15 protein-coding genes and 1 tRNA gene are annotated in these 20,296 nt (G+C 68.5%); 9 read left to right on the top strand and 7 right to left on the bottom strand.

The window, feature by feature from the left end:
* The first annotated feature begins 63 nt into the window (after positions 1 to 63).
* The 3 genes from DB354_RS12250 to DB354_RS12240 all read left to right on the top strand — a co-directional run bounded on the left by DB354_RS12250 (position 64) and on the right by DB354_RS12240 (position 3,084).
* Positions 64 to 153: transfer RNA gene (locus DB354_RS12250), tRNA-Ser, on the top strand.
* Positions 154 to 297: 144 nt separating this feature from the next.
* Positions 298 to 1,194, top strand: a complete 897-nt coding sequence (locus DB354_RS12245; RefSeq protein WP_107835904.1) for an MBL fold metallo-hydrolase — start codon at positions 298 to 300, stop codon at positions 1,192 to 1,194.
* A 33-nt stretch (positions 1,195 to 1,227) separates the two neighbouring features.
* Complete coding sequence (locus DB354_RS12240; protein WP_146180216.1) at positions 1,228 to 3,084, top strand: hypothetical protein; 1,857 nt, start codon at positions 1,228 to 1,230, stop codon at positions 3,082 to 3,084.
* Here DB354_RS12240 and DB354_RS12235 read toward each other — a convergent pair.
* Complete coding sequence (locus DB354_RS12235) at positions 3,041 to 4,270, bottom strand: substrate-binding domain-containing protein (protein WP_158277504.1); 1,230 nt, start codon at positions 4,268 to 4,270, stop codon at positions 3,041 to 3,043. The two genes, DB354_RS12240 and DB354_RS12235, sit on opposite strands and share 44 nt — an antisense overlap.
* A gap of 425 nt (positions 4,271 to 4,695) precedes the next feature.
* Between DB354_RS12235 and DB354_RS12230 the strand changes: the two genes are divergently transcribed.
* From DB354_RS12230 to DB354_RS12220, 3 genes are all read left to right on the top strand, one after another.
* The gene (locus DB354_RS12230; RefSeq protein WP_158277503.1) at positions 4,696 to 5,100 is read left to right on the top strand and encodes an antitoxin Xre/MbcA/ParS toxin-binding domain-containing protein; all 405 of its coding nucleotides are present in this window, start codon (positions 4,696 to 4,698) and stop codon (positions 5,098 to 5,100) included.
* Complete coding sequence (locus DB354_RS12225; RefSeq protein ID WP_107835900.1) at positions 5,093 to 5,563, top strand: RES family NAD+ phosphorylase; 471 nt, start codon at positions 5,093 to 5,095, stop codon at positions 5,561 to 5,563. Before DB354_RS12230 ends, DB354_RS12225 begins: the two co-directional genes overlap by 8 nt.
* Positions 5,564 to 5,875: 312 nt before the next feature.
* On the top strand, positions 5,876 to 7,228 hold the full coding sequence (locus DB354_RS12220; protein ID WP_107835899.1) for an IS1380 family transposase: 1,353 nt from the start codon (positions 5,876 to 5,878) through the stop codon (positions 7,226 to 7,228).
* A 111-nt stretch (positions 7,229 to 7,339) separates the two neighbouring features.
* On the opposite strand, the gene DB354_RS12215 is transcribed toward DB354_RS12220, so the two are convergent.
* From DB354_RS12215 to DB354_RS12205, 3 genes are all read right to left on the bottom strand, one after another.
* Positions 7,340 to 8,527, bottom strand: a complete 1,188-nt coding sequence (locus tag DB354_RS12215) for an alginate lyase family protein (RefSeq protein ID WP_107835898.1) — start codon at positions 8,525 to 8,527, stop codon at positions 7,340 to 7,342.
* Positions 8,528 to 8,597: 70 nt separating this feature from the next.
* Positions 8,598 to 11,762, bottom strand: a complete 3,165-nt coding sequence (locus tag DB354_RS12210; protein WP_107835897.1) for a sugar-binding domain-containing protein — start codon at positions 11,760 to 11,762, stop codon at positions 8,598 to 8,600.
* Positions 11,763 to 12,013: 251 nt separating this feature from the next.
* Entirely contained in the window at positions 12,014 to 13,060 is a 1,047-nt protein-coding gene (locus DB354_RS12205; RefSeq protein WP_158277502.1) for a LacI family DNA-binding transcriptional regulator, read from the bottom strand.
* A 381-nt stretch (positions 13,061 to 13,441) separates the two neighbouring features.
* Here DB354_RS12205 and DB354_RS12200 point away from each other — a divergent pair, with 381 nt between their 5' ends.
* Genes DB354_RS12200 through DB354_RS12190 form a run of 3 tightly spaced genes read left to right on the top strand, consistent with a single transcriptional unit; the run spans position 13,442 to position 16,639 of the window.
* The gene (locus DB354_RS12200) at positions 13,442 to 14,350 is read left to right on the top strand and encodes a dihydrodipicolinate synthase family protein (RefSeq protein ID WP_107835895.1); all 909 of its coding nucleotides are present in this window, start codon (positions 13,442 to 13,444) and stop codon (positions 14,348 to 14,350) included.
* 14 nt (positions 14,351 to 14,364) lie between these two features.
* Positions 14,365 to 15,393 (top strand): galactose oxidase, encoded by a 1,029-nt coding sequence (locus tag DB354_RS12195; RefSeq protein WP_107835894.1) that lies wholly within the window; start codon positions 14,365 to 14,367, stop codon positions 15,391 to 15,393.
* A gap of 10 nt (positions 15,394 to 15,403) precedes the next feature.
* On the top strand, positions 15,404 to 16,639 hold the full coding sequence (locus tag DB354_RS12190) for an MFS transporter (protein ID WP_107835893.1): 1,236 nt from the start codon (positions 15,404 to 15,406) through the stop codon (positions 16,637 to 16,639).
* 118 nt (positions 16,640 to 16,757) lie between these two features.
* Here DB354_RS12190 and DB354_RS12185 read toward each other — a convergent pair whose 3' ends face one another.
* The 3 genes from DB354_RS12185 to DB354_RS12175 all read right to left on the bottom strand — a co-directional run bounded on the left by DB354_RS12185 (position 16,758) and on the right by DB354_RS12175 (position 20,224).
* Positions 16,758 to 17,906: a Gfo/Idh/MocA family oxidoreductase gene (locus DB354_RS12185; RefSeq protein WP_107835892.1), complete on the bottom strand. Its 1,149-nt coding sequence runs from the start codon at positions 17,904 to 17,906 to the stop codon at positions 16,758 to 16,760.
* Positions 17,907 to 17,950: 44 nt separating this feature from the next.
* Positions 17,951 to 18,775, bottom strand: coding sequence for a sugar phosphate isomerase/epimerase family protein (locus tag DB354_RS12180; protein WP_107835891.1), 825 nt, complete (start codon positions 18,773 to 18,775; stop codon positions 17,951 to 17,953).
* Between the two features lie 72 nt (positions 18,776 to 18,847).
* Complete coding sequence (locus DB354_RS12175) at positions 18,848 to 20,224, bottom strand: glycosyl hydrolase (RefSeq protein WP_199226845.1); 1,377 nt, start codon at positions 20,222 to 20,224, stop codon at positions 18,848 to 18,850.
* Positions 20,225 to 20,296: the final 72 nt, after the last annotated feature.

The following is a 20,296-nucleotide window of genomic DNA, read 5'->3' as shown; positions in this document are numbered from 1 at the left end:
GGTTAATCGGCTTGCGCGGGGTGGGGCGCCTCGTATCTCTCTGGCCACACAAGTCGGCGCCACGGAGAGGTGGCAGAGTGGTCTATTGCGGCGGTCTTGAAAACCGCTGTGGGTGCAAGCTCACCGGGGGTTCGAATCCCTCCCTCTCCGCCATTTTTGCTGGCGCAAAAATGGAAAGCGTACGCGGGGGAACTGGGGAGGTCCGGAATATTCGGGCTGGGTGTAGCGCGCGGACTGGTGCGAAGCTGTGCGGGACGGGCACTTGCGCAGGATGCGCTTACGCGCACGATCGCGGCTATGAAACTGCTGCGCTGGGTTGTTCCTGTGGGTCTCGCAGCCCTGTTCTGGGCTGTGCTGCCGGTGAGTGCGTCGGAGGGCGCGCCGAAGGGTGACGTTCATCGTTTCAAGATCGGCGCGCTCGATGCGTTCGCGCTGCGCGATGGCAGCATCACGATGCCAAACGACGGCACGGTCGTCGGGGTCGGCGAACCGCCTGCCAAGGTCGCGGCGCTGTTGCAGACCGCGGGGCTGCCCACCGACAAGGTCGAGTTCAGCCTGCAGCCGCTGCTCGTGCGGGCCGGAAAGCGCGTCGTGTTGTTCGACACCGGCGCCGGCAAGGCGGACTGGGCGGTGGCCGGCCAGCTGCCGGCGTCGTTGCGGGCGGCGGGAATCAATCCCGAGGACGTGACCGATATCTTCATTTCGCACGGGCATGACGACCACCTCGGCGGGTTGCTCGACGCCGACGGCAAGCTGGCGTTTGCCAACGCGACCATCCGCCTCGCGGCGGCCGAGTGGGCGTGGATCCGGCAACGTCCGGCCAACGCCGCCCTCGTCGCGGCGATCACGCCAAAGGTGGCGACGTTCCGCCCGGGCGAGAAGATCGCGCCGGAGATCACGACCGTGGACCTCGGCGGGCACACGCCCGGGCATGTCGGGGCGGAGATCGTCTCGCAGGGCGAGCGGCTGTTCTACATCGGCGATGCGGCGCATCATTCGATCATCTCGGTGCAGCGGCCCGACTGGACGATCGCGTTCGACGTGGACGCCGCCGCGGGCAAAACCCAGCGCCGCGCGCTGCTGCAAAAGGCGGCGGAGAACGGCGTGCGCATCTATGCGGTGCACTTCCCGTTCCCCGGACTCGGCCACGTTCGCCCGCAGGGCGAGAGTTTCGTCTGGATCGCGGAGCGCTGATCGCCAAACCGCCCGGGATCGCTGCCTCGTCCGGTGCAACCGCTGCTCATTCCCTTTGCCTGCCTCGGTATCGCCGCGATCGCGCTGTGGGGATGGGGGCGCGTTGTCAGACGCCTGATACGCGCGCCGGAGTTGACCGGGCCGCTTACGGCCGGGGTGGGCTTGGCGGCGGTGATCGGAGTCGGCGGCGTGTTCAACCTGGCGCGGATCGCCCGGCCCTGGGCGCTCGACGTGGTATTGGTGGTGGGCGTCGCGGCGGCGTTCGCGGAGTGCGTCGCGGGACGCCGATGGCGGTCGTGGCGGTTTACCCCCGGCGCGATCGTCGTCGGCGTGATCTGGCTCGCGGTCGCCGGATTGGTCGCGCACAGCCTCGTTCCGCCCGCCGCGTACAACGTGCACGACGACCTGGAGAAGTACTTCGCGCTGCCCGTGCGGATGCTCGCGACGGGCACGCTCGGGGTGAATCCGCTGAGCTCGCTCGGGGCGGAGACGCTCGGCGCGCAGGCGTTCCTACATGGATTCGTCGCGGCGCATTTTCCGCTCACGTACCTCGGGGCGTTGGATACCTGGTTCGGCCTGCTGCTCTGTCTCGGGCTGGTGGGCTGGGGCCGGCCGGTTCGCGGCTGGGGTGTGGGCGCGGTGGCGGCGATGGTCATCTTCCTCGCGGTCGATCCGCTGATCGTGAACGTGTCCGCGCTCTTCAGCGGCGTGGCGTTGATGGCGACCGCGATCCTGCTCGGTGTGGCGCTGGAGGAGGCCAAGGCGCGGCCGCTGGCGTGGCAACTGCTCGGATTGGTTTACGCGGCGCTGGTGGCCCTCAAGCCGACCTTCGGCGTCTTCGCGGTCGTGCACGTCGGCTGCCTCGCGCTCCTGCGCACGGAGTGGGGAGCGCCGCGGTGGGCGAGCGTGGCCTGGTCGCTTGCGGGGGCGGTGGTCGGATTGATGCCATGGGTCGTGCTGCACGCGCCGCTGTATCTGCATTCCGGCGGCGCACCGGTGATCCCGCCGGGGCCGACGCTGGAGGTCGGCCTATTCTCGGGCCAGGTATCGGACTACGGCACGACGCAACGGGCCTACACGCTGGTGGCGCTCGTGGCCGGCGTGGTGGCCGTTGCGGGCGGGTTTGCGATGTGGCGCGGCCGAGATCCGAATCGTCCCGCCCTCGCCGGAGTGATCTCGGCTGGGGTGACGGCGAGCGTCGTCTATCTGTTGATGATGGAGGCGGGCGCGCCCGCGGTGTTCGGCCCGTTTGGCGCTACGCGCTACGCGGTTCCGCTGCTGCTGGCGGCATTGCCGTGCGGACTGCGGCTGCTCGAGTCGGAGACATCTGCGGGCACGGGACGGTGGCACGCGGTGGCCGCCGTCGGCGTGGCGGGCGTCGTCGTTTGGGGCTTTTTGCCGTCGACCGTGCAACGTCCATCGCAGTGGTGGCGCGAGCGCCTGCCCCTGGTGTTCTTGGCGCAGGCCACGCCGGCGGAGCGGAGCGATTACCTCGCGTACAACCGCGCGGTCTTTCGTCCGACTACCCGGGCGCGGCTCGACTGGTTGCAGGAGATGCTGCCCGCGGGCGAACCGCTGGTGGCGTGGGTCTCCACACCCTTCCTCTTGGATTACCGCCGGAACCCGATCTTTCAGACCGACCCGGCGGGACTAAGCCAGCGTTGGACGCGTTGGCCCGAAGGCGCGCATTACGTGTTGCTGGAGCACCGTGGATTCGCGGTGCGACCGGGGCCTGAGCTCCAGCGCGCCGCGGAGTCGGGCGTGCCCATTGACCGGCTCACGGCGTCGCGTGCACTCGTGTTCCTGGCCGATCTCCAGCGCCGCGCGCGCGGTGCGAAGGTGCTCGTCAACGACGGCACCTACGTCCTCCTGCGCTTGGAACCGCTCTGACCGAGGTGCCGCCGGGGGGGCAGGCGGCCGCCATCCGGCGCCGAAATGCTTCGGGCGAGTAGCCGACCTGGCGTTCGAACATGCGGATGAAGGCTGAACTGCATTGGTAGCCGCACTCGCGCGCCACGTCGGCGACGACTGGCGCGGGGCCACGCAGGAGGCGCTTCGCTCGTTGAAGCCGGGTTTGAACGAGGAAGTCGTGGGGCGTCATGTTCATCTCGGCGGCGAAGCGCCGCTCGAGAGTGCGTCGGGCGACGCCCAAGGCGGAGGCGATTTCCTTGAGTCCGATGGGCCGGTGGTGCTCGGCCCGAATATAGGCGACTGCTCGAGCGACGGCGGGATGGCGGGCAACGTGGCGCTCGGTGGATGCGCGCGAGATCACCTCCAGCGGCGGCAGTGGCAGCCGGATGGGCGCGGGCCGGTGGCCGTCGAGGATGCCTTCGAGGATCTCGGCCGCGCGACGCCCGATTTCGCGCGTCGGCAGGGCGACGCTCGAGAGCCAGGGCGTGGCGAGTTCGCAGATGAGTTCGTCGTTGCCGATGCCGAGCACGCCCAGGTCATCGGGGACGCGGAGGTCGGCCCACCGGCACGCCGCGAGCACCCGCTCGGCCATCTTGTCGTCGAAGGCGAGCACGCCGGTGGGGCGGGGAAGTTGGCGGAGCCAGGCGATGAGCGGTTCGAGGGCGTGGCCGCCGGAGGGCTGGCCGTCGGCGAACACCTGGGCGGAGCGGCCGTCCGCTTCCGCCCGCGCGGTGAATTCGCGGGCGCGGCGCTCGGACACGGCGTTCGGCCCGTAACCGCAGTACGCGAGGTGTTCGAAGCCGGCCGCCGTCAGGTGCCGCACGGCGTGCGCGGTGAGTTCGCCGTCATCGACGTGCACGGCCCCGTCGTCGAACTCCAGGTTGCGGCTGCCGGTTTCGACGCAGGGAATGCCGGCGCGTTGAAGATAGCGGTGGACGGTGGGGTCCCGATCGTAGAGCACCGCACCGTCCACCTGGCCTGAAACGACCTGTTCAAGGAGCGAAGGCTCGTCCGTGCGCAGGTGAAAGAGCCGCCACGCGCGGGGCGTGGCGTAGTCGTACAACCCGCGCAAGCGTTCGCGTCCCGGTCCATCCCGCGTGTCGACACACACGGCGACACGCAGGCTGCGGCCGTGCTTGCGCACCGCCGCGGCGGATTCGGTCATGCAGTCCATGGACTTGGGGGATGGCGGTCGGAATGCGCGCAGGCAACGTCGCGACTGTAACGATTGGGCGACGAGGTGCTTGCGGGCCGAGCGCGCAGCCAGCGGAGCAGGGGCCTCAATCCCTCTAGGCGGGACACGGAGGGCACAGAGGTCGGAGGAGGGGCACGGAGGGAGAACCGGCATCGTGCTGGTTTTCCTCGGTGACCTCTTCCGGCCTCCGTGCACTCCGTGACGAGAACGACCTTCGGAGTGAGAGTGAGCGTGAGAGTGGGGAAGCAACTGGCGGTCCCTCAATCCCTCAATCCCTCAATCCCTCAATCCCTCAATCCCTCAATCCGTTGAGAGTAAGAGAAAGAGGAAGAGTAAGAGAAAGCTCCGGAGGGGGGGCTTGACAGCGGTCTCAGTTGCGACGATGAATGTCGCAAATGAGACACGACGCGTTCACCGCCGCGCTGGGCAACCCGCTCGAGTTGCATGCCATGATCGAGAAGGGGCTGCCCGTGAGCCTGCTGGACCAGGTGGCGTCCTCGCTCGGCCTGAAGGTCGAGGCCATGGCGGCGCTGTGCGGTGTGAGCCGGGCGACATTCCACCGCAAGAAGGCCGATCGGGCGCGGCTGGGGCATTTTGAGTCGGACATGCTCGCGCGCTACGCCGCGCTGCTGAACCGTGCCGCGGAGGTGTTTGAAGATCGCGGGACGGCGGGCGAGTGGCTGCGCACGCCGCAGGTCGGTCTGGGCGGAGCGAAGCCGATGGACTTGGCGCAGACCACGCAGGGCTATCGCGAGGTGGAGAAGCTGCTGACGCGGATCGACCACGGCGTGTATGCCTGACGCCTGGCGGATCGATCGCGCGAAGTGGGCGACGAACTCGTTCTCGGGGCGCGGGGCGGCGCTCGAGGGCGGGCGCTGGAACCCCGCGGGAGCCGCGGTCGTCTATGCGAGCCGCAATCTGGCGACGGCCGCGCTGGAGAAGTTCGTCCACCTGCCGAAGCCTGTCCCGCCTGCGATGACATTCGTGCAGTTTGAAATCGACTGGAACGGCGTGGCGATCGCGCGGCCGTCACCGAAGGATCTGCCGGCGGACTGGAGGGCAGAGCCGGTGGGCGCTGCCTCGCAGCGTTTTGGCGCCGAGTGGCTGGCGGCTGGCCGCACGGCGGTGCTCGCGGTGCCGAGCGCACTGATTCCGCTCGAGGAAAACTATGTGCTGAATCCCGCGCATCCGGAGTTTCGAAAGATCAAGATTTCTGCCGCCGCGCCCTTCGTCTTCCCGCCGCGCCTTGCCACGCTCGCGTAGGTCGGAAGGGCGATATCGCGTCATGGAATCACCAATACACTGTCACGTATTACGTGACACTTCGCGGCGGGCGTCCGTCGGAAAAGTGTCACGTAATACGTGACACTGGGCACGGCGGCGGAGCGCGCGGACAGAGGGAAAACGACGGCGGAACGGGTGGCGCGGTGTCACGCAATACGTGACACTGGGAGCGCGAGCGCGCGGCGGAAAAGTGTCACGTATTACCTGGATCCCGAAGTAGAAGGTGCATCATTCCGTTCCGGCCGCTATGGGTTTGGGTGATGAACAAAACGCAAACGGAGGAACAGAACGATGCAGTACGAGACTCGGCGGATTGCTGATGGAGGCCAAGTTGTTTTGCGCGAGACGACGCGGGCGGTGACGCCGTTCGGCGGGCTGGTCGTGCTGCTCGAGTTGATGCAACGGATGCGGGTGCTCGAGGCGGTGCGGCAGTTTCTGCCGTTCCAGTATCGGTCCAACAACGCCTCGGCGCCCGAGCACATCATGCTGGCCTTCTGGCTGGCGGTGGTCACTGGCGCCCGGCGGTTTTCTCACCTGCAGCTGCTGCGCGCCGACCAGGCGTTGCAGCGGCTGTGCGGCGTCCCGCGTTTCCCGGGCGACGACACGGTCCGCAACTTTTTCCAGCGCTTTGGGCCCGCGGAGGTGGCCCGTTTCTTCCCGCAACTTTGGCGGTGGTTCTTCGCGCAGCAGCCGGCCCGCACCTGCATGCTCGATCTGGATTCCACGACCTTCCAGCGGTTCGGGCGGCAGGAGGGCGCCGCCCACGGCCACAACCCCACGCGGCCCAAGGGCCGCATGCACCGGCCGCTGCTCGCGTTCGTCAGCCCGCCCGTGCAGGTCCTCCATGCGTGGCTGCGCGCGGGCAACGCCTCGGATTGCCGCGGCGCCATCGAGTTCCTCTCCGAGGCCCTGGCCACGGTGCCGGCCCACTGGACGCTGGCCGGCGTACGCGCTGACGGCGGCTTCTTCGACCAAAAGCTCCTCGAGTTCCTCGAGCAGCGCGCCCTGCCGTACGTGGTGGTCGTGCGCCGCAAGGAGACGATCCAGCGGCAGCTCTACGGCCTCGATCAGTGGACCGACCTGGATGCCAAAACCGCCCTCAGCGAGTTCACCTTCAAGCTGCCGACGTGGTCCCAGCCCCGCCGCTTTGTCGTCGTGCGTTTCCGGCTCCCGGATCCTCACTACACGCGCCTGCTCGACGTGCCCGGCTACGACTTCCGCGTCTTCGTCACCAATCGCCGCGAACCCGCCACCTGGATCTGGCATCACTACGACCAACGCGCCGCCATCGAACCTCGGTTCTCCGAGCTCAAGGCAGACCTCGGCGCCGATGACTTCTGCCTGCACCGCTTCTTTCCCACCGAGGCGGCCTTCCGCAGCGTCGCCTTTGTCTTCAATCTGCTCAGCCTCCTCCAGACCGTCGCCCCGGCCCACGTCCAAGTGCAACGCCGGCCCGCCACCCTCCGCCAATCCCTCTTCACCTGCGGGGCGATCGCGGGCCGCTGCGGTCACAAACTCGTGCTCTTTCTCTCCACGGCCTGGGGCGGTCTCGCCGCGCGCAAACCCTTGCTCGAACGCATCTCCGCCCGACAGTTTTCAACTTCGCCGAAGTTGAATCCCGCCTTCGCCACCGCTCCACCCTGACCTCCCCCCACCCGCACAATTCAAACTCGCCCGGCCCGTCCAACTTAGGAATCCAGGTATTACGTGACAGTGGTGGGGACAGTCGCGGCGCGGGAATGGGGCGCCTTGGGGCTAGCGGGGGAGCCAGAGGAGGGGCTCGCGGATGGGGTAGTTGCGGATGACCTCGTCGATCGTTGGATCGGCGGGGAGCGACTGCCAGAGGGCGAGCCAGTCGCGGCGGCCGGCGGCGACGGCGCCGAAGAGCAGGGCCGGCTGGCGGATCGGCCAGGCGTCCCAGTACATCACGTCGGGAGCCACGAATTTCGCGGGCGTACCGGGCGGATCCTTGGGGCCGGCGGGGCGCCGGACGGTGCGGAGCCAGAGTTGCTTGTCGGCCAGGAACGGCGCGAGCCACGTGACGCCGCGAACCAGGCTGCGGCCGTCGGGCAGCGACCAGGTCATGAGGTTCTCGTCCGACGTCGAGCACACGACGGCGAGGGCGCACATGACATCGAGGTTGAAGATCGAGTAGCCGTAAGGCTTGGTGCGGCGGACCTCCTCGGGGAAGCTGCCGTCAGCCGCCATCTGGTGGGGGAGGAGGACTTCCTTGAACTCGCGGCGGCAGGCGGCGAGTTCGGTGGCGTCGCCGACGAGGCGGGCGAAGCAGGCGCGCTGAAGCCAGGCGCAGGTGGCGTGGTTGTTGCGCGTGGCACTCTCCTCGAGGCCGAAGCGGTCGGTCGTGAGCCAGTGCAGGTAGTCGCGGAACCAGCCGGTGATCGCGGCATCGTCGGCAGCGGGCAGAGACTTGCTGCCGCGGAGCGCCTCGACGGCGAGGGCGACCTCGGCGAGGTGGACCGTGTCGATGACGCCGATGCTGCGGCCGGTGTTGAGGCCCTTGATTGCCTGGGCGTAACGCAGGTGCGGATGCATGCGCGTGGTGGGCGTGACGAACCAGGCACGCAGGTGGCGGACGGCGCCGACGGCGTAGCGCTCGTCGCCGGTGGCGCGATACGCGGCGGTGAGGTGACCCACGTGGCGGGCGAAGGCGAGCAGAAGCTGACGGTGGGCGACGAAGTTGTCGGGGTTCGTCAAGCCGTCACGCTGCACGTACGGGCCGTTGGGATTGTTTGGGTCGGGCCACCAGTAATCGCCCTCGGAGGAGAAGTCCTGGGGCCCGCCGGCGCTGCGCGGGTTGCGGGCGGCGACGATCGTGCGGGGCTCCGCCTGGAGCGCGGCATCGGCGGCGGCGACGAGGCGGGGACGCTCGTGGCTGGCGAGGTCAAACCCGGGGAGGAGCGCGAACAGCAGGAGGGCGAGCATGGCAGGGCGAGACGGTGCGGGTGGATATTTACGCGGGCAACGAAAGCTGCGCGGCAAGCTCCAGCCCTCGTTACCGGAGGTCGTGTCCGGGGCTCCCGGCGGTGCGATCGGACCCGCGACGGACGAAGACCAGGTACATATTCGCGGCTGGGACGGGTGCGGCGTCGGTGTTGGCGCCGAGCGTGAGGGAGGCGTCCTGGGCGACTGTCCGCGCGAACAACGTCATGGGTCGGCCGTTGAGTTCGAGCGTGTGGCCGGTGGGCTGGAACTGCTGGGTGAGCCAGGTTGGGCGAGGAAGCGCGGCGTCGTGCGCGATGGTGACGACCACGCCGGCGGGCAGGGCGAGTTCGATCAAGTCGACCGCGCTGTAAGCGGTGTCGGCCTGGGCGACCTGGATCCAGTCGGCGCCGACTAGTTCTTGGGGCAGCGCGCGGAACGTGGCGTCGCGATCCACATACGCGATCTTGCCGTCGCGCGCGCCGCGCTCGACGTGGACGATTTCGGCGTGGGGACCGGTGTAGGCGAAACGGCGGATGAGGGTGTCGGAGCCGGCACTGGCCCGCGCGGCATTTGCGGTGGGCTTCTGCAGCGCGGGAGCGGGGGCGAATTCAGGGTGGGCAGGCGCGGTGGCGGGCAGCGGGAACGCGGGCGTGGCAGGTGGCTCGACCGTGAGGCCGTCGGGCGCGCTGAAGGCGCGCGGCTCGAGGACGATCTCGGCGGGTCGCAAGCCGGCGCTGGTCGCCTGGAGGACCACGGGGCCCGCAGTGCGCGTGGCGCGCAGGGCGACGCGGTTGATACCGGACTCGAGGTCGAGGAACGGGTGGTTGATCGATCCCTGCTTGCCGCTGTTGTAGCCACCGCGCCAGACGGCGGGACCCGTGGTGGTGAAGTCGACGCGCTGCTGGAACGTGGGGCAGCGGTTACCGTCGGCGTCGACGGCCTCGACATCGACGAGCGCGATGTCCTGGCCGTCGGCGCGCCAGCCGCCGGGGGCGGTGATCGCGGTGAGCCGGAGGGCAACCGGCGCGCCGGCGGTGCGCAGCGCGTGGGTCGCCACGATCTGCCCGCCGCGGCGTGCGACGGCTTTCAGTTCGCCCGGAGCGAAGGTCACGTTGGGGAACGTGAAGAGGAACGTGTCGGTGGGCTGGGCGCGGCCGAGGGACTTCCCGTTGAGGAGGAGTTCGACCTCCTCGGCGTTGGCAGCCACGTAGATGTTCTTCCGGGTGCCGGCGGGATAGGTCCAATGTCCGATGAGGTGGACCTGCGGGTCGTCGCGAAACAGGACTGCGGATACGAAGTAGGCCTCCTTGGGCAGGCGGACGCCGTCGACCTCACCGCTCGCGCGGGCAACCTCGGCGGGCACGCGGCCGCCGCTGGTGGAGTCGGAGAAGATCCAGTTCGCGCCGCCGCAATGCTCCGGCGGGCTGATCTTCTTGAAGTGGGTGATCTGGTTAACGGCGAACTGCTCGCTGGTGAGCTGGTAGGTCATGCCCTTGGCCTCGGGATAGCCGAAGTTCGGGGGCGAGGCGTTGTCCCAGACGCGGCGCGGCGATTCCTCGCGGTCGTACTCGCCCTCCACGACGGGCAGATCGGCGATCTCGCGGCCGCCTTCGGTGCCGATGCCGACGTCCATGAACTCGGCCGTGATGCGGTCGGCGCGGCGATGGGCGTAGGCGCGGCCGCCGTGCGGGTCGTATTTGTCCATCAGCGCGCGCAACTCGGCACCGTGCTCGCGGCTCACCTTCTGGTTGCCGCCCTCCCAGATGAGGATCGAAGGGTGGTTGCGGAAGTAGATCAGGACATCGCGGAACGCCTGGGCGCGGAGGGTCCACGCGGCGCGGACCGTGTCGGACTCGCCGTCGACGCCGGGTTGGAGGGTGACGAGGCCGAGGGCGTCGGCGGCGGCGATCTGGGCGGGGCCGGCGGCCGCGTGGCCCCAGCGGACGAAGTTGCCGCCGGCGCGCTGCATGAGAGCGAGGGTTTCGGCGTGGAGCCAATTGGGCAACGCAGCGCCGAGGCCCGGCCACTCATCGGTGGGCTTTTGACCCCAGCCGTGAAGCTTGAGGTGGCGGCCGTTGATGAAGACCCCCTGGGCGGCATCCCAGCGGACGGTGCGGATGCCGAGCGGGACCTCGGCGGTGTCGACCGGCTGACCGGCGACGGCGAGCGCGCAATGGACGCGGTAGACGTGCGGATCGGCGGGTTCCCAGAGCCGAGGTTCGGCAATGACGCCGGAGAGTTGGAGAACCGCAGAGCCGCCGGCGGGGAGCGGGCGCGAATCGCGGGCGGTGAGGACGAGCCGGCCGGCGGCGTCGTGGACCTGGATTTCGACCTCGGCGTCGGCGGGAGCGGAGCGGCCGTTGGTGACGGGCACCTCGACGGTGACGTTGGCCCGGGCGGGGGAGATATCGGACGCGTAGGCGTAGGGGCCGGTGGTCTGGAGGAAGGAGAAGAGCGGCAGATCGATGTGGAGCGGATCGGTGACGATGAGCCGGACATTGCGATAGAGCCCACCGTGCGCGGGGTGCCAGTGCGGGTTGTTCCAGGGAATCTGGTCGGCCCGGAGGTCCTCGACGTTTTCGGGAATTTGGGCGTTCACGTGCTGGCTGAGGTCGCGCAGATTGGGATTAGCGGTGGAGGAGAGCCGCGGTTTTGCGGCGGTGCCGTTGCGCCGGGCGATCTCAGCGGCGGTGGCGGGATCGAGGGGATCGCTGAAAAAGCGGTTGTCGACGCGCACAGCGACGACGTTTGGGGCGTCGAAGCGCAGGTGCGGGGTGAGGTCGAAGCCGAACGGGGTGAAGCCGCTGCGGGCGGCGCCGAGCCGGTGGCCGTTGCAGAACACCTCGGCGATCTGGCGGACGGCCTCGAACTCGATGACGACGCGACGACCCATCCATGCGGCGGGCGCAGTGAAGGATTTCCGGTACCAGGAGAGGCCGCTCCATTGGAGCTGTTCGCCGCGGTGGCCGGGAGTGGACCAGTTGTCGAACGTGTCGACGTCGTTGAATGTGTGGGGCGCGGATACGAGCACCCAGGCGCGGTCGTCGAAGGCGGGCGCCTCGGCGCCGGGAGCGTCGGCCTGGAGGAAGCGCCAGTCAGGATTGAAATTGAGCGTGAGCCGGGTGGCGGCGGGGACGGGGGCGGAGGCGGGGGTGGGCGTGCCGGTCGAGGTGAGGGCGACGAGGGAAGCAGAGAAGAGGGCGGCGACAAAGCGGGCGAGCGAGGGGGGGCGCATGGGTGCGACGACGAATGACGGAGTGAGCGCGGGACGGGAGGGGACTGGAGGGGTTGCGAGGGAGGCGTCACGCCGAGAATCGAGCGCGCAGAAACGCCGAGCCAGCGGGGGAGCGTTTACATGGTTAAGCGAGGAGGGCTGATCCCGCTGCTTCGAGGTCTTTCTCTTCAGTTTTCGCGGAGCGAAAACTGCTCAATTCGTTGAGAGAAAGAGGAAGAGTATGAGTAAGAGAAAGAGGCGCTGCGCGCTGATCAGGGGTGGGGGCGCAGCGAGGTGCCCTCGTTCCACTGGCCCTCGACCATGACGGTCGAGGCTTGCGAGGGGAGTCCGTGTTCGTGGCGCTCGATGAGGCTGACGAGGGTGTCGATCGCGGTGGCGCCGATTCGGGCTCCGTTCTGAAAGATGCCGGAGATGGGGGAGCCGAGGGAGGGGACGGCGAGGACGGCGAGCCCGATGCTTTCCGGGACGCGGCGGCGCAGACGGGCAAGCGTGGGGAGCAGGACGGGGACGGTCTCGACTGAAGGGGTGATGATGACGTCGGGGCGCTCGGCCTTGAGCCAGCGCGTGAGCGGCGCGGGATCGTTGCGATCGGTGAGATAGAGCGGTGGGGCGACGTGAAGGTCGGGGAGCATTTGTCCGGCCATGAGGACGCCGGCCTCCCAGCGTCCCTGGAACCGCTGCTGGTGAAACTCGAGCAGGATCAAGCCGGGGCGGCGGTAGCCGCGGGCGTGGCACTCGCGGGCGACCTGGAGGCTGGAAAAGTAGTGGTCGTTGCAGACGGTCGCGAGGGTGAGGTTGGGCAGCGGGACGCTGAGGCTGACGGCGGAGAAGTACTCCCATTTCAGCTGCGGCGGACGTGCGCCCTCGGCGGGGGGGCTGAGGAGGACGCCCTCGATGCCGCGGGCGTGGAGCATCTCGGAGAAACGCTCGTCGGACATGCCGTCGCGGCGGAGCCAGAAATCCTGGGCGCGAAAACCGCGGGCGGCGGCGCGTTCGAGGGCGCCCTCGCGCATCTGGCGGATGGTGGGGGCCGGGTGGTTGCGCCAGCCGTCGGCAGTGGGCTGGCCGGAGACGAGGGCGAGGACGGGGCGTTCGCTGAGGACTTTGCCGTGCCGCCGCACGCGCATGAGGGTGGAAAGGTAGGGATTGGGCTGGTAGCCGAGTCGCTGCGCGATGGCCTGGATGCGCTCGCGGGTGGTGGCCGGGATGCGCGGGTTTTTGGCCAGGCTCATCGAGACGGTGGCCTGGGTGACGCCCGCCTGAGCGGCGATGGTCTTCATCGTGACGTGCGGGGTCATGAGCGGGGCGGCGACAGGGGCGGAGGGTGGCGTTTGGTGGGGCGGGGTTAAGCCGTTAAACAAGGGCGGGGGAGCCGGGATGCGGCAAGTGGATTCAGACGGGGTGTGGGTGGCCGAATGGCCGGGCGCGACGCGCCCGGAGTGAGAGTGAAAGTGGGAAAGCCGAGCGCGAGGCGCGGGGAGTGGCGGGAGGATCTTTCTCTTACTCATACTCTTTCTCTTTCTCTCCAGTTTCCGCTCCGCGAAAACTGCTCAATCCCTCGGGAGAAAGAGTAAGAGGAAGAGAATGAGAAAGAGGTTGGCGGCGAGAGGTATTCTCTTGGTGCCACTTGCGGGGGCTTGAGAGGGGGGAGGGACGGGGGAGGATGGGACGCGTACCCTATGAATTTTCGACTTCCCGGGCTGACGGCGGCCCCGTTCACGGCGTTTCGCGCCAATGGCGAGGTGAACCTCGACATGATTCCCCAACAGGCTGCGCTGCTGGCCCGCAATGGTGTCTCCGGCGCGTTCATCTGCGGCACGACCGGAGAGGGAGCGTCGATGACGAGTACGGAGCGCATGAGCATCGCGGAGGCGTGGCTGAAGGCGCGCCAGCCGGGGCTGAAGGTGATCGTGCACGTGGGGCATCTTGCCTTGGGCGATGCTCGCGCGCTGGCCGCGCATGCGCAGGCCAAAGGAGCGGACGCGATCGCGACCGTGGCGCCGTGCTTCTTCAAACCCGGGGCGAATGAACTCGTCGCGTGGTGTGGTGAAGTCGCGGCGGCGGCGCCGAAGCTGCCGTTCTTCTACTATTACATGCCGTCGATGACGCACGTGACCGTGCCGGCGGCGGAGTTCCTGGCGCGGGCGGCGGACCGGATTCCGACGCTGGCGGGGGTGAAGTTCACCTACGAGGACTTGGCGGATTTTCGAGCGGCGAAGGCCTTTCAGCAGGAGCGGTTTGAAGTGTTGTTCGGCCGCGATGAAATCCTGTTGTCGGGGCTCGAACTCGGGGCGACCGGCGCGGTGGGCAGCACCTACAATTACGCGGCGCCGCTGTACCGGCGCGTGATCGAGGCGTTCCGCGCGGGCGACCTGGCGACCGCGAAGCGCGAGCAGGCGAAAGCGCAGGCGTTCATCGACGTGATGAACGGCGCGGGCGGGCTCCCGGCGGGAAAAGCGATCATGAAGATGATCGGGCTCGACTGCGGGCCGGTGCGGTTGCCGTTGCGGTCGCTCACTCCGGAACAGGAGAAGCGGCTCGAGGCCGGGCTGCGGGCCGTGGGCTTCTTCGACTACGCGAGCAAGTGACGTTACGCGCCGCCATGACCCTGATTGCCGCGACGGTGACTGCCGGGCTCGGGGCCGCGGCGGAGACGGGGGCGACCTCTCCCCAGTGGGTGGCGCTGCCGCCGGTGCCGGATGCGATCGGCTTTGCCGGCAGCTACGCGGGCGTGAGCGGTGACTGCCTGCTCGTGGCGGGAGGGGCGAACTTTCCGGACCGGCCGCCGTGGGAGAACGGGACGAAGACTTGGTACGACAGTGTCTTCGTGCTGGAGGCGCCTCAGGCGGCATGGCGTAAAGCCGGCCGGTTGCCCACAGCGGGCGGCTACGGCGTGGCGGTGAACGTCGATGACGGCGTGCTGCTGGTTGGCGGCGGGGACGCGCGGCGGAACTTTGATGACGTGTGGCTCCTGCAGCTTGTGAACGGCGAAGCGCGCTTCACATCCTGGCCCAAGCTGCCGCGTCCGCTGGCGATGGCCGCGGGCGCACGCATGGGGCGGCGCGTGTACGTGATGGGCGGGTTGGCCCGGCCGGATGCGACGGTGGCGGAGCGCGGCGCATATGTCCTCAACTTGGACGACGTCGCGCACGGCTGGCGCGCGTTGCCGGCCTTTCCCGGCGCGGAGCGGATGCTGGCGGTGGCCGGGGCGGGCGAGGATGCGTTTTATGTCTTCGGCGGCGCGCAGCTCGTACCGGACGGCGCGGGCAAGACGCGTCGCGAGTGGCTGCGGGACGCGTGGCGGTATCGCGAGCAGGACGGCTGGCAGCGGCTGGCGGACCTGCCGCGCGCGGCGGTGGCCGCGCCGAGTCCGGCGCCGCTCGTGGACGGACGGCTGTGGGTGATCGGCGGGGACGACGGGGCGCAGGTCGGAGTGAAGCCGACGGACCACAAAGGCTTTCCCCGCGACGTGCTGGCGTACGATCCCGCGCGCAACGCGTGGACGCGTGAGGCGGACGTACCCTTTTCGCTGGTGACGACGACCGCCACGATGTGGCGCGGACGTGTGGTGATCCCGGGCGGGGAGGCGAAGCCGGGAGTGCGTTCGCCGGCGGTGTGGGCAACCCAATAGGAGAATCAAAATGACCGAAGAACGATCGGGCCCGCTGACGAAAGCGTGGCTCACGGTGGCGGTGTTGTGGGTGGTGGCGCTGCTGAACTACCTCGATCGGCTGATGATCACGACGATGCGTGATCCGATCAAAGCGGACATCGCGATGACGGATGCGCAGTTCGGGCTGCTGACCTCGGTGTTTCTCTGGACATACGGCGTGTTCAGCCCGTTCGGCGGCTACCTGGCGGACCGGTTCAGCCGGCGGTGGGTGATCGTGGCGAGCGTGTTCATCTGGTCGGCGGTCACGTGGGCGACCGGGCACATGCATTCGCTGCAAGGCATGCTGATTTCGCGCGCGGTGATGGGGCTGAGCGAGGCGTGTTACATCCCGGCGGCGCTGGCGCTGATCTCGGACCTGCATCCTGGCCGTACCCGGTCTTTGGCGACGGGGCTGCACATGAGCGGCGTGTACGCCGGGGCGGCGCTGGGTGGAGTGGGCGGCGTGATCGCAGAGCACTGGGGCTGGCGGATCGGGTTTTACGGTTTTGGCCTCTTCGGCATCGGCTACGCGCTGGTGTGTCTTTGGATCGTGCGCGACGTGCCGCCGGCCGCGGCGAAGCGTGGCGGCGAAGTCGTGGTCGACGCGGGCACGCCCGGTCTCGGACGCGCGTTGGGCGAGTTGGTGCGGCACCCTGCGTTCCTGATCCTGCTCGGGGTAAACGCGCTCGTGGGCGTGGCGAACTGGGGCATCTACGGCTGGCTGCCGACGTATCTGCGGGAACACTTCCAGCTCGGGCTTGGGGCGGCGGGCATGACGGCGACGGGCTACATCCAGGTGGCGTCATTCCTCGGCGTGCTGCTGGGGGGCATCTGGGCGGACCGATGGAGCCGATCGCAGCCGAGGGCACGCGCGCTCGTGCCGGCGATCGGTTTCTGCGTGGTGGGCCCGGCGCTCTTTCTGGGCATCAACGGCGGGACGCTGCTGTTGGCCGTGGCGGGGCTCGTGGTGTACGGCCTCGGCCGCGGATTCTTCGATGCGAACCTGATGCCGATCACGCGGACGATCGTCGACGAACGGTACAGCGCGACGGGCTACGGGCTGCTCAACTTCGTGAGCGTCTCGATGGGCGGCCTGATGATCTACGTGGGCGGTTGGTTGAAGGACGCGAAGGTCGATCTCGGCCTGATCTTCCAGGTCTCCGCCGCCGGACTGTTGCTGGTCGGGGTGATGCTTTTCGCCGTTACGCGCGCTAAGCGCGCGTAACGGCTAATGCTGACGCTTCGCTAATGCAGAATGGCGAATGCAGAATTTGGAATGTCTCGATCCTTAGTGGGGGAGCTGCGGTTCCGGACATTCTACATTCTTCATTCTGCATTCTACATTAGCCGAGCGGAGGGAGCTTCACCCACTGGCGCTTGGCGGACGACTCGAGGCCGAGCTCGGCGAGCTGCACGCCCTTGGCGCCTTCGAGGAGGCTCCAGCGGAACGGCTCGTCGGCGACGACGTGCTTGAGGAACATCTCCCACTGGACCTTGAACGCGTTGTCGTAGGGCATCGGGTCGGGGACCTTCTGCCAGCCGGCGTAGAAGTCGATCGGCTGCGGGACGTCGGGATTCCAGATCGGGCGCGGGGTGGTCTCGGCGCGCTGCGTCCAGCACTCGCGCAGGCCGGCGACGGCGGAACCCTTGGTGCCATCGACTTGGAGCGTGAGGAGATCGTCGCGGCGGACGCGGACGCACCAGGAGCTGTTGAAATGCAGGAGGATTCCCTGATCGGTCTCGAAGGTGGCGTAGGCGGAGTCGTCGGCGGTGCAGGCGTAGCGCTGGCCGCGTTCGTCGATGCGCTCGGGCACGTGCGTGGCGGCGAGGCAGGAGACGGCGGTGACGTTGCCGAACAGATTGTCGATCACGTAGCGCCAGTGGCAGAGCATATCGATGACGATGCCGCCGCCATCCTCCTTGCGGTAGTTCCACGACGGGCGCTGGGCGGGCTGGAGGTCGCCCTCGAAGACCCAGTAGCCGAACTCGCCGCGGACGGAGAGGATTTTGCCGAAGAAGCCGGAGTCGATCAGGAGCTTCAGCTTGCGCAGGCCGGGGAGCCAGAGCTTGTCCTGGACGACGCCGTTCTTGAGGCCGGCGGCCTGGCACTCGCGGAAGAGGGCGAGGGCGGTGTCGACGTCCACGGCGGTCGGCTTCTCGCAATAGATGGCCTTGCGGGCGGCGATGGCCTGGCGGACGGCGGTGGCGCGGCGGTCGGTGGTCTGCGAGTCGAAATAGATCTGGTTGGACGGGTCCTTCAGCGCGGCGCTGAGATCGGTGGTGAACCGGGAGACATCGTGGGTGCGGGCGAGCTGCTGGAGCTTGTCGGCGTTGCGACCGACGAGGATGGGGTCGGGGACGATGACGTCGCCGTTGGCGAGTTTCACGCCGCCCTCTTTGCGGATGGCGAGGATGGAACGGATCAGGTGCTGATTCGTGCCCATCCGGCCGGTCACGCCGTTCATGATGATGCCGACATGGTGTTGTTTCATGGAAGGGAGAAGAAGTTGCGGGACGAGAGGAGCCGGGGAGGGGTTCAGGTGCAGTTGAGGTAGGCCTGCTTGATGCGGAGGAGGAAGTCGGTCTGGTCCGTTTGCCAGAGGCGGTTGGAGAAGATCTCGACCTCGTTGAAGCCGGTGAACCCGGCGGCCTCGACCCAGCCGCGGATCGTGCGGATGTCGATGCAGCCCTCACCCATGAGGCCGCGGTCGTTGAGCATGTCGGCGAACGGGAACACCCAGTCGCAGACGTGGAAGGCGGCGAGCGTGCCGTTGCGGCCGGCGAGCTTGATCTCGGCCTCGAGGTCGGGATCCCACCAGACGTGGTAGACATCGACGGCGATGCCAACCCACGGGGAGTTGAGGGCGGTGCACATGGCGCGGGCCTGGGCCATGGTGTTCACGGCGGAGCGATCGGCAGCGTACATGGGATGCAGCGGCTCGATGGCGAGCTTCACGCCGGCGGCGGCGGCATGGGGAAGGACGGCGGCGATGCCCTCGGTGATCTGCCGGCGTGATTCGTCGAGGGATTGGCCGGGGACCGCGCCGCAGACGAGCACGATGAGCGGGGCGCCGAGGGCGGCGGCCTCGTCGATGCAGCGGCGGTTCTCATCGATGGCCTTGAGCCGGTCGGCCGGCGTGAGCGCGGGGAAGAAGCCGCCGCGGCAAAGCGAGACGATCGAGAGCCCGTGGTCGCGGATGAACGCGCCGGCGCCGCGCGGGTCGCGGCCCTCGAGTGCCTGCCGCCAAACGGTGATGCCCTTGACGCCGACGGCGGCGTAGCGGGGCACGGCCTCGTAGAGCGACCACGGCTTCGTGGTGATCGAGTGAATGCAGAGGCGGTCGAGCGACGGGGAGTTCATGGACGCCGGGGAGAGGTGAAGGGAGGAGTGACCGCGCGGGAGAGAGACGGCGGCCGAGCAGAGGGGCGGAGCTCAGGCGCCGAAGAAGGTGTAGTCCTTCCCGTCGGCGAGCTGCTGCAGGTAGTACGCGAGTTCGCGCAGGTGGTAATCGCCCCACATGCACGCCTCGCCGCACGGGACCTTGCGACCGGCGGGAATGCGATCCCAGCCGTTGGGGCGGTGATAGACGGTGTGAAGGAGCAGCCCCTGGTGTTTTGGCGAGGTGGAGAGGTAGGGTTCCTGGCAGAGCGTGCGGGCGACGGTGAGCCCGGCGGTGAAGTAGCGATCGCCGGCACGGCGGCGGCCCTGGCCCTGCAGGAAGCGGCCGAGGCGGAGGAGTCCTTGCGCGGCAATGGCGGCGGCGGAGCTGTCGACCGGCTCGAAATCGTTGAACGGTTCGGCGGGGCGGGCGAGGTAGTCGCCAAGGCGGTGGAGGTTCGGCGCCCCGGTGTCCCAATACGGGATGCCATCGGTGGGCGTCTGCTCGAGGTAGAAGTCGGCGGCGGCGGTCGCGGCCCAGAGGAAGCGGTCGATGACGGACGCCTTGCCGCCGAAAGGTTTGAGCTCGGCGCCGGGCAGGGCGTTGAGGAAGGCAAGCTGCTCGGCGTAGCCGCAGATGATCCAGGCGAGGCCGCGGGTCCAGGTGGAGAAAGGCGAGTAGCCCTGCTGGGTGCTGGGGCAGCGGTAGGAGCCGTCGTTCAGGTTGAAGATGGACTCGTGGGCGACGCGGCCGCGGAGGTCATAGGCGTCGCGGCCAGTGCCGAAGTACACGTTGTAGCGGGCGGTGGTGTCGGCGTGTTGGATGAGTCGCTGCAGGAGGGAAATCCGGCGGTCACGTTCGCCCATGAGACAGTGGCCGAAGCGGTGTGAGAGGGCGAGGGCGCGGAGGGAGCGGATGGTGTCGGCGAACAGCGAGTGCGGGCCGTTGAAGGAGTAGATGTAGCCCTGGCCCTCGGGCAGATCGGTCCAGCGGGACGCCTGGATGGCGCCCGAGAGCTTGAGCGCGAGCTCGTAGAAGCTGAGTTCGCCTTCGCTGCAATCGAAGCGGCCGGCGCGGGCGAGCTGGTGGAGGGTGCCGTAGGTGGAGACGTTGTTGAAGCCGTGGTCGTGGACGCCGATGTGGCTGACGTGGGACGCCATGTAGCGCTGGGTGCCCTCGCGGCCGAGCGCGAGCATCTTGCGGTCGCCGGTGGCGGCGAACTGGAGAATCGCGGCGCCGAATTGGAAACCCTGCGTCCACTCGGTCCAGCCGCGCGAGGTGTACCTGCCGTCGACGGTGACGACGGGCGTGCCCTGGGCGGGATCCCAGGCGCGCTGGAGGGAGACGATCTTGCGGGCGGAAGCGTCGAACACGCGCTGGACGTCAGCGCGCAGGGATTCAGGGGTGAGGGAGGTGTCGATGCGGATCATGGCGGAGGCGGGACGCGGACGCGGAAAAGATGAAGCGGCGGTCGGGGAAGATCGGGTTGGTCGGAGCGGCCG

This window comes from Opitutus sp. ER46 (assembly GCF_003054705.1).
Classification (GTDB): domain Bacteria; phylum Verrucomicrobiota; class Verrucomicrobiia; order Opitutales; family Opitutaceae; genus ER46.
Note: the sequence above shows the minus strand (reverse complement) of the source record. Positions and strands in the feature narration are given on the sequence as shown.